The organism is Pseudomonas sp. 1 R 17 (assembly GCF_900067035.1).
GTDB classification, from domain to species: domain Bacteria; phylum Pseudomonadota; class Gammaproteobacteria; order Pseudomonadales; family Pseudomonadaceae; genus Aquipseudomonas; species Aquipseudomonas marginalis.
Genome location: NZ_FKLB01000037.1, coordinates 107,233 through 119,866 on the forward strand (window position 1 = coordinate 107,233; position 12,634 = coordinate 119,866).

The 12,634-nt window shown below is 61.0% G+C and carries 12 protein-coding genes; 7 read left to right on the forward strand and 5 right to left on the reverse strand.

The window, feature by feature from the left end; genetic code table 11:
* Positions 1-121: 121 nt before the first annotated feature.
* Positions 122-994, reverse strand: coding sequence for a dihydrodipicolinate synthase family protein (locus BFP99_RS12315; protein ID WP_065928253.1), 873 nt, complete (start codon positions 992-994; stop codon positions 122-124).
* Between the two features lie 28 nt (positions 995-1,022).
* Complete coding sequence (locus BFP99_RS12320) at positions 1,023-1,805, reverse strand: aldolase (protein WP_065928252.1); 783 nt, start codon at positions 1,803-1,805, stop codon at positions 1,023-1,025.
* 158 nt (positions 1,806-1,963) lie between these two features.
* On the opposite strand from BFP99_RS12320, the gene BFP99_RS12325 reads away from it, so the two are divergent.
* Positions 1,964-2,491 (forward strand): helix-turn-helix domain-containing protein, encoded by a 528-nt coding sequence (locus tag BFP99_RS12325; protein ID WP_027604369.1) that lies wholly within the window; start codon positions 1,964-1,966, stop codon positions 2,489-2,491.
* 61 nt (positions 2,492-2,552) lie between these two features.
* Here BFP99_RS12325 and BFP99_RS12330 read toward each other — a convergent pair whose 3' ends face one another.
* Positions 2,553-3,569: a DUF4917 family protein gene (locus BFP99_RS12330; RefSeq protein ID WP_065947345.1), complete on the reverse strand. Its 1,017-nt coding sequence runs from the start codon at positions 3,567-3,569 to the stop codon at positions 2,553-2,555.
* A 125-nt stretch (positions 3,570-3,694) separates the two neighbouring features.
* On the opposite strand from BFP99_RS12330, the gene yiaY reads away from it, so the two are divergent.
* Positions 3,695-4,843, forward strand: a complete 1,149-nt coding sequence (yiaY, locus tag BFP99_RS12335) for an L-threonine dehydrogenase (RefSeq protein WP_065928250.1) — start codon at positions 3,695-3,697, stop codon at positions 4,841-4,843.
* Here the strand turns inward: yiaY and BFP99_RS12340 are convergent.
* Positions 4,810-5,997, reverse strand: coding sequence for an MFS transporter (locus BFP99_RS12340; RefSeq protein ID WP_065947346.1), 1,188 nt, complete (start codon positions 5,995-5,997; stop codon positions 4,810-4,812). The two genes, yiaY and BFP99_RS12340, sit on opposite strands and share 34 nt — an antisense overlap.
* Before the next feature lie 902 nt (positions 5,998-6,899).
* On the opposite strand from BFP99_RS12340, the gene BFP99_RS12345 reads away from it, so the two are divergent.
* The 5 genes from BFP99_RS12345 to BFP99_RS12365 all read left to right on the forward strand — a co-directional run bounded on the left by BFP99_RS12345 (position 6,900) and on the right by BFP99_RS12365 (position 12,094).
* Entirely contained in the window at positions 6,900-7,574 is a 675-nt protein-coding gene (locus tag BFP99_RS12345; protein ID WP_065947347.1) for an NAD(P)H-binding protein, read from the forward strand.
* The gene (locus BFP99_RS12350; RefSeq protein ID WP_065928247.1) at positions 7,574-8,503 is read left to right on the forward strand and encodes a LysR family transcriptional regulator; all 930 of its coding nucleotides are present in this window, start codon (positions 7,574-7,576) and stop codon (positions 8,501-8,503) included. The genes BFP99_RS12345 and BFP99_RS12350 overlap by 1 nt, the downstream gene beginning before the upstream one ends.
* Before the next feature lie 68 nt (positions 8,504-8,571).
* Positions 8,572-9,765, forward strand: a complete 1,194-nt coding sequence (locus tag BFP99_RS12355; protein ID WP_065947348.1) for a CaiB/BaiF CoA transferase family protein — start codon at positions 8,572-8,574, stop codon at positions 9,763-9,765.
* Complete coding sequence (locus tag BFP99_RS12360; protein ID WP_065947349.1) at positions 9,762-10,703, forward strand: hydroxymethylglutaryl-CoA lyase; 942 nt, start codon at positions 9,762-9,764, stop codon at positions 10,701-10,703. Before BFP99_RS12355 ends, BFP99_RS12360 begins: the two co-directional genes overlap by 4 nt.
* A gap of 59 nt (positions 10,704-10,762) precedes the next feature.
* Positions 10,763-12,094 carry an MFS transporter gene (locus BFP99_RS12365; RefSeq protein ID WP_027604361.1) on the forward strand — a complete coding sequence of 444 codons (1,332 nt, stop codon included), beginning with the start codon at positions 10,763-10,765 and terminating at the stop codon, positions 12,092-12,094.
* On the opposite strand, the gene BFP99_RS12370 is transcribed toward BFP99_RS12365, so the two are convergent.
* Positions 12,095-12,583: a DMT family transporter gene (locus tag BFP99_RS12370; protein ID WP_065947350.1), complete on the reverse strand. Its 489-nt coding sequence runs from the start codon at positions 12,581-12,583 to the stop codon at positions 12,095-12,097.
* Between the last annotated feature and the right edge of the window lie 51 nt (positions 12,584-12,634).

Genomic DNA, 12,634 nt, shown 5'->3' on the forward strand with positions numbered 1-12,634 from the left:
GAAGCACGACGTTGAAAAGTCGCGAATGATATCGAGAACTATTGTCATTTGTCTCTATTTTAGACGGGCCCGGATTAAAATATAGGGAGGAGGCAAACCCCTCCCACATAAGGTCGCAGTTTTACCGCAGCAAGGTCTTCAGTTGTTCGATCCCTGCTTCACCCAATGGAAACACCGGCAAGCGAGGCTCGCCCGCCTCCAACCCGGTCAGGCGCAGCCCGGCCTTGATCGTCGCCGGCAACCCGCCCTTGAGGATGAACTCCAGCAACGGCAACTGCTGATAAAACAGCTCGCGCGCCTTGTCCAGGTCATTGGCCAGCACTGCCGCATACAATGCCAGGTTCAGGTGCGGGATCAGGTTGGGCGCCGCCGTGCACCAACCCTTGGCTCCGGCCGCAAAGGCTTCCAGGGCCAGCGGGTTGCAGCCGTTGTAGAACGGCACGTCGCTGTGGCGCCGCAGTTGATGCATGCGTTGAACGTCCCCGGTGCTCTCCTTGACCATCGTCACATTTGCCACCTGCTTGACGATACGCAGGATCAGATCCACCGACATGTCCGTACCGCTGGTGGCCGGGTTGTTGTAGAGCATGATCGGCACGCCGATGCTGTCGCCGATCGCGGCGTAGTGGGCGAGGATTTCCGCCTCGCTGAGCTTCCAATACGAGGCCGGCAGCACCATCACCACATCCGCGCCATTGGCTTCGGCGTAGCGGGCGCGGCGCACGGCCTTGGCGGTGGTCAGGTCGGAGACGCTGACCACCGTGGGCACGCGCCGGGCGATTTTTGCCAGGCTGTAGGCGCTGACTTCGTCCCACTCGGCATCGCTCAAATACGCACCTTCACCGGTGCTGCCCAGGGGCGCGATGGCGTGCACGCCGCTGTCGATCAAACGGTCGATGGAACGACCGAGGGCGTCGAGGTCGATGCGCTGGCCGTCAGCGCTGAACGGGGTGATGGTGTAGCCGATGATGCCGTGAATAGTTGGGCTGGACATGGAAAGTCTCCGGTAGAAAAAGGGCGGGTCAGTTCAGGCAATCGGCGTGCTGGCGCAGGTTCTGCCGCACGTAGTAATTGAACGCGGCGCCGTGGCGCTTGGGGCGGGAAATCCAGGCATGGGCTTCGCGCCCCAGTTGCGGCAGGATCGGCTTGATCGCACCGGCTGCCATGGCGAGCAACTGCAACTTGGCCGCGCGTTCGATCAACTGCGCGATCACGCAGGCTTCCTCGACACTCGCCCCGGTCGACAACTGGCCGTGGTGCGACAGCAGGATCGCGCGCTTGTCGCCCAGGGCCTCGGTGATGATTTCCCCCTCTTCATTGCCCACCGGCACACCCGGCCAGGCCTCCAGGAACGCGCAGTCTTCGTACAACGGGCAAAGGTCCATGTGGGACACCTGCAACGGCACTTCCAACATCGACAGCGCAGCGATATGGGTCGGGTGCGTATGAATAATGCAATTCACATCCGCTCGCCCGCGGTACACCCAGCTGTGAAAGCGGTTGGCCGGGTTGGGGATGCCGTGACCTTCCAGCACCTCAAGATCCTCGTTTACCAGCAACAGGTTGCTGGCCGTGATTTCATCAAAACCCAGGCCCAGTTGCTGGGTGTAGTAGGTGCCCTGTTCAGGCCCGCGCGCGGTGATCTGGCCGGCGAGGCCGGAGTCGTGGCCGTGTTCGAACAGGATTCGGCAAGTGAGCGCCAGCTTTTGCCGGACGGTCCACGTATTATCCGCCAGGGTGTTTTGCATCTGGACCAGCGCTTGCTTGACCAGTTGGTCTTTGGGGAGTGCTAATGTCTTGGCCATATCGGTGTCCTTTGGGTGGTTCAATGGACGTCGGATTTGCTGGTCTCCCTCTGCTCGCAAGGTCGTTGGGTGAGGCAAATGACACTAATGATGCTATATGACACAAAGTGTCATTGGCAAGCGCAGCTTATCGCTTCTGCATGGATTAACCGCAGCACATGTCTATCCGTTTGAAATTATTGAGGAAAAAACTTGGCGTAACCTTGGAGGCCCTGGCTGAAAAATCCGGGATGACCAAGAGTTACCTGTCCAAGGTCGAGCGCGGGCTCAACACGCCGTCGATTGCCGCTGCGTTGAAACTGGCCAAGGCGTTGAACGTGAAGGTCGAAGAGCTGTTCAGCGAAGACCGCGTCAGCCTCGACAGCTACAGCCTGGTGCGCAGCCATGAGCGGCCCGACACCGCGCCGGGTTACGCAGTACTGGCCCATCAGGTCAGTGAGCGCAGCTTGTTGCCGTTCATCATCTACCCGCCGGCGCAATTCTCCGACAAAACCTTCAAAGAGCACCTTGGAGAGGAGTTCTTGTTCGTGCATGAAGGGGCGGTAGAAGTGGATTTCATGAACGAGCGGGTGATTCTGGAGCGCGGCGATGCGCTGCATTTCAATGCCCAGAAGCCGCATCGGCTGCGTTCGGTAGGGCCTGTGCAGGCGCAGCTATTGGTGGTTGTACACAGCTCGCAAGAATGACCGCGCTGACGGTTTGAAATGCGATCGGTATGGGCGGGAACAAGTCCCTCCCACCGGTGGCTCAACGTTCGACAGGTACCGACAGGGCCGGATCACCCAACGGATGCGTGCGCGCGGCAAAAAACTTCAACTGCGCGCCACTGCCATCAAACAACTGCGAATACCGCCGCTTCTGCTGGCGAATAAACCCGTCGCTGCGGCCCGATACCGAGATCGCCAGGGTCGCGGGGCGGGCCTGGCGAATTGCATCCACCACGTGTTGGTCCTGCGGCCCAAGGTCATGGCCAAAGATGCACAGCGCGCCCTCATGGCTCAGCAACTGTTCATAGCAGAACGACAGGTAATCCGAGCTGCGGATGGTCTTGAGCTTCTCTTGCACCGTGCCTTCGTTGATAAACAGCGGCACATCGTCCAGGGTCTTGATCGTGTTGTTGATCGCAAAGCTGCTGAGCAAGGTGCTGTCGGTGCTCGGCAATTTGCGTGCGGTGCCGTCAAGGTTGCGCACCAGGTGCAGGCCGCCGTGCAGGTAGAGGATGCGCGTGGTATCGGTGTGGGTGTTGCGCAGGTCGAAGCTCGAGTCGGCGCTGCGGAACAGGTCGTCGATGCCCGGCGTGTGCAGGCTCGCCCAATAGTTGAGCAGGTCGTAATTGGTGGTGAACACGCTGGTGTAGTTCGCCAGTTCGCGGTTGATCGTCGCCAACGTCGACGGCTGCACCAGCCGCCACGGAATGTGCACGGCGTGGATGGTATTGATCAGCGCTTCCTTGATCGCGTAGTAGCGATTACGCGGTGCCGCCGAGCTGACCGCCAGGGCCTTGTTGACTCGGCTGGTGGTTTTCAATGCCCCCAGGGTCTGCTCGAAGCTGCGGGTCTGCAGGGCGTCGAACACGCTGAGCTCGGATGGGCCCAGGGGTTTTTCTTCGACGGTGCGTGCGTTTTCGAACAGCGAGTCGTAGGCAAAGTCTTCCCAAATCGTGCGGCTCGCGCCATTGCCGATCAGAATCCCACTGAAGACGGTGCTGCTGCGCAGGGTGCTCCAGTCTTCAAGGTGGGCGTCAATATCCTGGAAATCCTTCATTGCTGTGGGTCTACTCGAAATCGGCTGGATGGCGACTTTATCACGAGCCGGCGTTGATCCTGGTCAAGATGCCGCAGGCAAGTGAGGTTGATGCTGTAGGCATACACGTCATCCGAGGATTCGCCATGAGCAGCACCTTCTTCATTCCCGCCGTCAACATCATGGGCACCGATTGCCTCGACGAAGCCATGAATGCCATTCGCAACTACGGTTTTCGCAAAGCGCTGATCGTCACCGACGCAGGCCTGGCCAAGGCGGGCGTGGCCAGCATGATCGCCGAGAAGTTGGCGATGCAGGACATCGATTCGGTGGTCTACGACGGCGCCAAGCCCAACCCCAATGTGGAAAACGTCGAGAAAGGCCTGGCGTTGCTGCAGCAGAGCGCCTGCGATTTCGTAGTGTCCCTGGGCGGCGGTTCGCCCCATGACTGTGCCAAGGGCATCGCCCTGTGCGCCACCAACGGCGGGCATATCAGCGACTACGAAGGCGTCGACCAATCCAGCAAGCCGCAGATGCCCTTGGTGGCGATCAACACCACCGCCGGCACCGCCAGCGAGATGACGCGTTTCTGCATCATCACCGACGAAACCCGCCACGTGAAAATGGCTATCGTCGACCGCAACGTCACGCCACTGCTGTCGGTCAACGACCCGAGTCTGATGGTCGGCATGCCCAAGGGCCTCACCGCCGCCACCGGCATGGACGCCCTGACCCACGCCATCGAAGCCTACGTGTCCACGGCGGCCACTCCGATCACTGACGCCTGCGCGATCAAGGCCATCGAACTGATCAGCGCCAACCTGCGCCTGGCCGTACGCGACGGCAGCGACAAGGCCGCGCGGGAAAACATGGCCTATGCCCAGTTCCTCGCAGGCATGGCGTTCAACAATGCGTCCCTGGGTTTCGTGCATGCCATGGCCCACCAACTCGGCGGTCTCTACGACCTGCCTCACGGCGTGTGCAACGCGGTGCTGCTGCCCCATGTGCAAAGCTTCAATGCCAGCGTCAGTGCCAAGCGCTTGAGCGATGTCGGCCGCGCGCTGGGCGCGGACACCCAGGGTATTACTGTGGAAGAGGGGGCTCAGGCGGCCATCGCGGCTATTCGAGCGTTGTCCCAAGACGTTGAAATCCCCGCCGGCCTGCGCGAACTGGGGGCCAAGTTGCAGGACATTCCGCTGCTGGCTACCAATGCATTGAAGGACGCGTGCGGGCTGACCAACCCACGGCGCGCCGATCAGCGTCAGATTGAGGAGATCTTTCGCAGCGCGTTCTGATCTGTCCGGCAACTGGCGGCACATATAAATGCGCCGCCAGCCAACGCCACGCACAAGAACGCCAATGGCCATGCCTGCTGACTCACCAGCAGGCTTGCTACGCCGCCGATCAACGCCGCCATCAACTGATGCATGAAGCCGCTCAAGGCGATGGCATAGGAACCGCCGACCGGCGACTGATCATTAGCCAGTGACAAACTGATGGGGTAACTCATCGATTGCCCAAATATCGCCAGGCAATAGGGCAGCCACAACAACAGCGCGATCCCGCTGGCAAACACACTGCCCAACAGCATCAGCGCCGCTCCCGTTAACGCCAGCCCCACGCCCCAGCTCATCATCGTCAACCGCCCCATCCGCGCGACGAAGCGGTTGACCATCAACGCCCCCGCCAGATAGGCCCCGCTGATCGGCCACCCCAGCCAGCCGTACTGCGCCGCGCTCCACTCGAAACGCCCTTGCAGTATCAGCGGTGCACAGGTGTTGAAGGCAATGATCACCCCATAGCCCAGCCCACCGGCCAATGCTGCGTGTAGAAAGGGGGGATGACGCACAATCGTGGTGTAGATCCGCCAGGCTGAGTCTGGCGAATCAGCCTTCTTCGCTGACGGAAACACCACGCTTTGCAACACAGCAATCAACGTGACAGCACTTATTGCCAACCCATAGAAAATGGCCTTCCAGCCGAAGGCCACCTGCAACAGCGACCCCATGAACTGGCCGATACCTAGCGCGATCACAAACGTCATCCCCAGCCACGACAACCCCCTGGCCAAAAGCGCCCCGCTGAAACTGTCCCGCACCAACACCCTGGCCATGACCGCGACTCCACCCGCCCCCAAACCCTGAATCAGCCGTAATGACAAAAAAGATTCGACGTTAAATGCCGATGGAATCGCCGCGCTTGCCGAGGCATATATCGCCAGCGCCGCCAACAGGACCGGCTTTCTGCCAAAACGCTCCCCCAGGCTGCCCCAGAGCAACATCGGCAGCGCCATGCCCATCAGGTACACCGCCAGGGCCAGTGCGACGTAGTCCTCGGCGGCGAGCAGGGACTGGGCGATGACCGGCACAGCGGGCAAATAGCTGCTAATGCCGACTTGGGCGAGGAAGGCGGCGCAGCAAGCGAGGGCGAGACGGGTGGTGTTTTTCAAGGGGCGGCGTCCTGCGCCTTAAGTTCTGCGTACGTCATCGTAAATGGCTTCCTCTGTATAGATACGAACAATGATTAAAACTTATGCTCACTGAGATGTAAGAGTGCGTATGTGGCGGTTGGGTATAGTTGATGCGCAATTTAGCTTGCGTCTTTGTGTTCCTGTATTAAGTCTTTCAACTTTGAATAAAGCAATGATCTCCAAATGCTGACAGGTCGTGGCAGTTATCCAGATAAAGGAAGAGTCCGTAACCCGCTTTCAAATAGAGCAGGCTATCAATGTCTGCTAATCCTCTCATGCTGTATGCGCCGTCTGCGAAGTAAGCGAAATTTTTACGTTTTTTGCCTAAGTCTTCGATCCGGCACATGTCATTGTGAGGCGCTATTTTTACTTCTATTTCATCTGCGCACGAGGCTTTAACAGGCCGAGATATGACGTCGTGCAGAAGTGATAGGGTTTTCGCTCATGTTTATCGATAAGTTGGTTGTTGTCTTGAGCTTTTACATTGAGTTCGCAAATTCGACCTGACTGTGATGTCGGCCTGATCTATTGGGTTCTTGTAGTTTGTTGACTGGTTTTTTGATTGCATATTTCTCACTTGCTTTACCTGTCCTTGGGTAAGGCAGGAACAGTAAAGGGAAGTTTTTGATAGGGTAAGTCAGATATTTCCCATGCGGGCTACTCTGGGTGGACATTTTGTTGTGAGTAAGTTCCTACATTTTGTAAGTTCCAATGGGCATCCAGCCGATGGGTAAATGAAAGCAGTGGGGGGCGTTCGCGTTTTGTTGAGGTCGTATCCCGCAGGATTGAGTAAGGTGTCCACTTACCGGCCGGATGTGACGATGGCCTTCAAGGACCTGTCTCTTGGGTAGTCGAAACCAAATGGATGAAGGGAGTACTTGATGAGAGTTCTGTTATTCGGTGCCACCGGCATGGTCGGCCAGGGCGTCCTGCGCGAGTGCCTGCTGGCCGATGACGTACAGGAAGTCGTCGCCGTCGGCCGCACGCCCCTGACCCGGGAACACGGCAAGTTGCATCAGGTGTTGCACAGCGACATGCTGGATTTCCAACCCCTGGAAAACCTGCTGCAAGGGTTTGACGCGTGTTTCTTCTGCCTCGGCGTCTCCTCGGCGGGCCTGAATGAAATCAAGTACACCCACCTCACTTATGACCTGACCCTCGTCGCCGCCAGCACCCTGGCGCGGCTTAATCCGCAAATGACGTTCATCTACGTGTCCGGCGCCGGTACCGACAGCTCCGAGGCGGGCAAGTCGATGTGGGCGCGGGTCAAGGGCAAGACCGAGAATGCCCTGCTGCGCCTGCCGTTCAAGGCGGTGTACCTGTTCCGGCCGGGGATCATTCAGCCGCTGCACGGTGTGCGCTCGAAGACGCCGTTGTATCAAGCCTTCTATTCCGTGCTCGGGCCAGTGCTGTCCTTGGTGCGTCGGGTCAAGCCGGGCTGGGTGGTGAGCACGGAGACTGTCGGCCGGGCGATGCTCGCGGCGGTGCGCCATGGCGCGCCGCAACCGGTGGTGGAACAGGCCGAGATCAATCGCCTGGCGTCCGAGCGCGCCTGATGTTGCACAAGAGCCTGGTGCGTCGCCTTGACTTGATCACCCTGCAGCTGTTCGTCGCGGTGTTCGAAGAGGGCACCCTGACCCGCGCCGCCGCCCGCGAAGCCATCGCCGTGTCGGCAGCCAGCAAGCGTTTGATGGAGCTGGAGCAGGTGCTGGGGGTGAGCCTGTTCGTGCGACGGGCCAAGGGCATGGACCTCACCGCCGCCGGCGAAACCCTGCTGCATCATGCCCGGCAGATGCTGTTCAACGTGGAAAAAATGGGCCTGGAACTGGGCGAACACAGCCACGGCGTGCGCGGTTACGTGCGGATGCTGGCCAATCTCTCGGCGATTATTCAGTTTCTTCCAGAAGACTTGCGGGATTTTTCCGAGCTGCATCCCGAAGTGAAAACCGACCTTGAAGAGCGCCCCAGCAATGGCGTGGTGCAAGGTGTGCTGGATGGGGTGGCGGACCTGGGGATCTGCTCCAGTGATACCGACACCAAGGGCCTGCCCAGCGTGACCTATCGCCACGACAAACTGGTGGTATTGATGCCGGCGGATCACCCGTTGGCGCCGCGCGAAAGCCTGGCCTTCGCCGAGACCCTGGACAGTGACTACGTGGGCCTGCACGCCGCCAGCTCGATCAACATGCGCACCCACGCCGCCGCGCGCGAGGCCGGCAAGACACTGCGCCTGCGTATTCATGTGCCGGGCTTTGATGCGATGTGCCGGATGGTCCAGGCGAACATGGGCATCGGCATCCTGCCGCTGAAGGCCTATGAGTTGTTTGGCCGTGCCCTGGGCCTGCATGCCGTGCCACTGACCGATGCCTGGTCGGACCGCAGTTTGATCCTGGTGGTGCGCGATGAGGCGCAGTTGTCACCCGTGAGCCGGCTGCTGTTCGATTACCTGAGCGTTCGCATTCAGCGAACGCTCCTTGCCAACTGACGGTTGGATTTTTCCTGTCCCTGTCCTCTAGCCTTGGCTGCACATTCCAAGAATAAGAGGTACACCCCATGACGGCTCCCTTGAGCGGTATCAAGGTGATCGAGATCGGCACGCTGATTGCCGCGCCGTTCGCCGCCCGGCTGATGGCCGAGTTCGGTGCCGAGGTGATCAAGATCGAAGCCCTGGGGCAGGGCGATCCACTTCGTAAATGGCGAAAGCTGCATGAAGGCACCTCGCTGTGGTGGTACCTGCAATCGCGCAACAAGAAATCCCTGGCGCTGGACCTCAAGTCCGCTGAAGGCCTGGACCTGATCAAGCAGCTGCTCGGCGACGCCGATGTGCTGATCGAAAACCTGCGCCCCGGTGGCCTGGAAAAACTCGGCCTGGGCTGGGACGTACTGCACGCGCTCAACCCCAAGCTGACCCTGGTGCGTATCTCCGGCTACGGCCAGACCGGCCCGTACCGCGACCGCCCTGGTTTCGGTGCCATCGGCGAAGCCATGGGCGGGATTCGCTACACCACCGGCAACCCCGATTCGCCCCCGGCGCGGGTCGGCGTCAGCCTCGGCGACTCCCTGGCGTCGTTGCATGGCGTGATCGGCGCGCTGATGGCGTTGTTACGGGTCAAGACCGGCCAGGGCGACGGGCAGATTGTCGATGTGTCCCTGGCGGAAAGCGTGTTCAACCTGATGGAAAGCCTGGTGCCCGAATACGACATGCTCGGCCACGTGCGTGAGCGCAGCGGCGGTGCCTTGCCCGGTATCGCACCTTCGAATACCTACCTGACCGCCGACGGTGCCTATGTGGTGATCGCCGGTAACAGCGACCCGATCTACAAGCGCCTGATGAGCACCATCGGCCGTGCCGACCTGGCCGAAGCCGCCGAATTCGCCCACAACGATGGTCGTGCGGCGAAAAGCGCTTTGCTCGATGCCGCCATCACCCACTGGACCAGCAGCCTGCCTATCGAGCAGGTGCTCAGCGCCCTGGAAGCCGCCGAAGTGCCGGCCGGGCGCATCTACTCCGTGGCCGATATCGTCAGCGACCCGCACTACCAGGCGCGCGACATGTTGCTCAATGCCGAGCTGCCGGGCGGTGTGTCGGTGAAGATGCCCGGCATCGTGCCCAAGCTCTCGGAAACCCCCGGCGCCGTGAACTGGCAGGGCCCGAGCCTGGGCCAGCACACTGATGACATCCTCGGCAGCCTGGGCCTTACGGTTGCCGACATTCAACGCCTGAAAACCTCGGGAGTGGTGCAATGATCACTGACTATTGCGACCCGCTGATCGTGCAGGAAGTGTCCCCGCGCGATGGCCTGCAAATCGAACCGACCTGGGTTGAAACCGCTGACAAGATCGCCCTGATCGACCAGCTTTCCCTGGCCGGGTTTTCGCGGATCGAAGCCGGTTCTTTCGTGTCGCCCAAGGCCATCCCTGCATTGCGCGATGGCGAACACGTGTTCCAGGGCATCGAGCGTAAAGCCGGTGTGATCTACGTTGCGCTGATCCCTAACCTCAAGGGCGCCCAGCGCGCCGTCGAGTCGCGCGCCGATGAACTGAATCTGGTGATGTCGGCCAGCCAGACCCACAACCTGGCGAATATGCGCATGCGGTGCGAGGCGTCGTTGGCGGCATTCGACGATATCGTCAGCTTTGCCGCCGGGCACCCGGTACGCCTCAACGGCAGCATCGCCACCACCTTTGGCTGCCCGTTCGAAGGCAGGATCGATGAAGACCGCGTACTGCAACTGGTCGACGCCTATCTGCAACTCGGCATCCAGGGCATCAGCCTTGCCGACACCACTGGCATGGCCAACCCACGCCAGGTGGAACGCCTGGTCAAGCGCGTGTTGCAACGCGTGCCCGCCAGCGACCTGACCCTGCATTTTCATAACACCCGCGGCCTGGGCCTGTGCAATGTGCTGGCCGCCTACGAAGCCGGGGCACGGCGTTTTGACGCGGCGTTGGGTGGCCTGGGTGGGTGCCCGTTTGCGCCGGGGGCGTCGGGCAATATCTGCACCGAAGACCTGGTCAACCTGTGTGAAGAGGTCGGCATTCACACCGGAGTCGACCTGCCGCACCTGCTGAGCCTGTCCCGCCGCTTGCCGGCCTTGCTGGGCCATGAATTACCCGGCCAGGTGGCCAAGGCCGGGCGCAATTGCGACCTGCATCCGCCGCCGGACTACATCGCCGCCTTGTAACGCCATACCAGACAACAAAAACAATCGGACGCCTGTGAGCAGTCCGCTGGAGAGAAACCATGAGCACTAATACGTTGGAGGCCGGCGCGCGCCCGGCCGCTGAAATCGATGCCGAAAAAGCCCTGGTCAGCAAGGTCGCCTGGCGCCTGATGCCGCTGATCATGGTGTGTTACCTGTTCGCGTTTTTTGACCGCATCAACATCAGCTTTGCCAAGTTCCAGCTGCAGGCCGACCTCAGCCTGAGCGATACCGCCTACGGCCTGGGCGCCGGGTTGTTCGTGGTGGGGTATGTGATCTTTGAAGTGCCGAGCAACATGATGCTGTACAAGGTCGGCGCGCGGCGCTGGATCGCGCGGATCATGATGTCGTGGGGCCTGGCCACGGCGGCCATGGTGTTTGTCACCGCCGAATGGCAGTTCTATGGCCTGCGTTTCATCATCGGTGCGATGGAGGCGGGCTTCGCGCCCGGTGTGCTGTATTACCTGACGTTGTGGTTCCCGCAGCACTTCCGCGGGCGCATTACCTCGATGCTGTTCCTGGCGTCCGCCTTTGCCGGCCTGGTAGGTGCGCCGTTCTCCGGCCTGGTGCTGGAACACCTCGACGGCGTGCTGCAGATGCGCGGCTGGCACTGGCTGTTCCTGCTCGGCGGCTTGCCCTGCATCGGCTTGGGCTTGCTGGTGCTGACCTTGCTCAAGGACCGTATCGAAGATGCGCACTGGCTGACGCCGGCGGAGAAGACCCTGCTATCGAGCCGTATTGCCCGGCATGAGCCGAACACACATGGCGGCTCACTGCTGTCGGCGATCCGCATTCCCGGCTTCCTGATGCTCGGGTTTATCTACTTCCTGATCCAGGTGGCGTCTTACGGCCTCAACTTCTGGGCGCCGCAGCTGATCCGCAGCGCCGGCACCCAAAGCCCGGTGATGATCGGCCTGCTCACCGCGATTCCCTATGTGTGCGGCGCGATCAGCATGGTGGTGATCGGGCGGCTGTCGGACGCGACCGGCGAGCGCCGCAAGTTTGTCTGCGGCTTGGTGGTGCTGGGCGCGGTGGGCTTCTTCAGTGCCGGGATCTTTGCCGACCACACCACCTTCCTGATCATCGCCCTAGGCATGTTGGGCGCCGGCATCATCGCGTCGATCCCGACCTTCTGGACCCTGCCGCCCAAGTTGCTGGCCGGTGCCGGCGCAGGCGCGGCGGGCGGGATTGCGGTGATCAATACCCTCGGGCAGTTCGGTGGGATTGTCAGCCCGGTGATGGTGGGGCGGATCAAGGACCTTACCGGCAGCACCACCCCGGCACTCTATGTGATCGGCGTGTGCGCGTTGTTGGCGGCGGCGCTGCTGCTGTGGGGCCTGCCGCAAAAGCTGCGCACCCTCGACAAGGCCTGATCAGCCGGCGTTTGTCAGCGCTCGGGCCGGTGTGGCGCTGAACTGAATCAACGCCACGCCGCCCATCAACAACAACGCGCCAAGGATTCGGGGCGTTGTCAGTGAGCGCTCGGCCAAGCCAAACAGGCCGAAGTGATCCAGCAGCAGCGACGCGAGAATTTGCCCGGCCATGGCCAGGGCGATAAATCCCGACGCGCCCAGCTTGGGCAGCAGCGTCAACGCCAGCGCGATAAAGCACACGCCAAACGCGCCCCCGGCCCACATCCACAGCGGCGCCTTGGTGATAAATGCGAGGCCGGGCAGCGGCAGGCGCAGCGCCACGATCACCGGCAGCAGCACGAGGATGCTCACCAGCAGCGACGCCAGGGTGGCCCACAACGGATGCCCAAGGCCGCGTCCGAGGTTGGCATTGATCGCACTTTGAAACGGCACTACCGCCCCGGCGATCACCGCCAATAACAAAAAACCGGCCCAATGCAACGTCGTCATGGCGAATCTCCCAGAGGTTTTGCTGGACTCTAGGCTATTCGTCACGCAAAT

Coding starts and splice junctions, on each gene's coding strand:
- BFP99_RS12315 (WP_065928253.1), bottom strand. CDS start 994: ATGTCCAGCCCAACTATTCACGGCATCATCGGCTACACCATCACCCCG.
- BFP99_RS12320 (WP_065928252.1), bottom strand. CDS start 1,805: ATGGCCAAGACATTAGCACTCCCCAAAGACCAACTGGTCAAGCAAGCG.
- BFP99_RS12325 (WP_027604369.1), top strand. CDS start 1,964: ATGTCTATCCGTTTGAAATTATTGAGGAAAAAACTTGGCGTAACCTTG.
- BFP99_RS12330 (WP_065947345.1), bottom strand. CDS start 3,569: ATGAAGGATTTCCAGGATATTGACGCCCACCTTGAAGACTGGAGCACC.
- yiaY (WP_065928250.1), top strand. CDS start 3,695: ATGAGCAGCACCTTCTTCATTCCCGCCGTCAACATCATGGGCACCGAT.
- BFP99_RS12345 (WP_065947347.1), top strand. CDS start 6,900: ATGAGAGTTCTGTTATTCGGTGCCACCGGCATGGTCGGCCAGGGCGTC.
- BFP99_RS12350 (WP_065928247.1), top strand. CDS start 7,574: ATGTTGCACAAGAGCCTGGTGCGTCGCCTTGACTTGATCACCCTGCAG.
- BFP99_RS12355 (WP_065947348.1), top strand. CDS start 8,572: ATGACGGCTCCCTTGAGCGGTATCAAGGTGATCGAGATCGGCACGCTG.
- BFP99_RS12360 (WP_065947349.1), top strand. CDS start 9,762: ATGATCACTGACTATTGCGACCCGCTGATCGTGCAGGAAGTGTCCCCG.
- BFP99_RS12365 (WP_027604361.1), top strand. CDS start 10,763: ATGAGCACTAATACGTTGGAGGCCGGCGCGCGCCCGGCCGCTGAAATC.
- BFP99_RS12370 (WP_065947350.1), bottom strand. CDS start 12,583: ATGACGACGTTGCATTGGGCCGGTTTTTTGTTATTGGCGGTGATCGCC.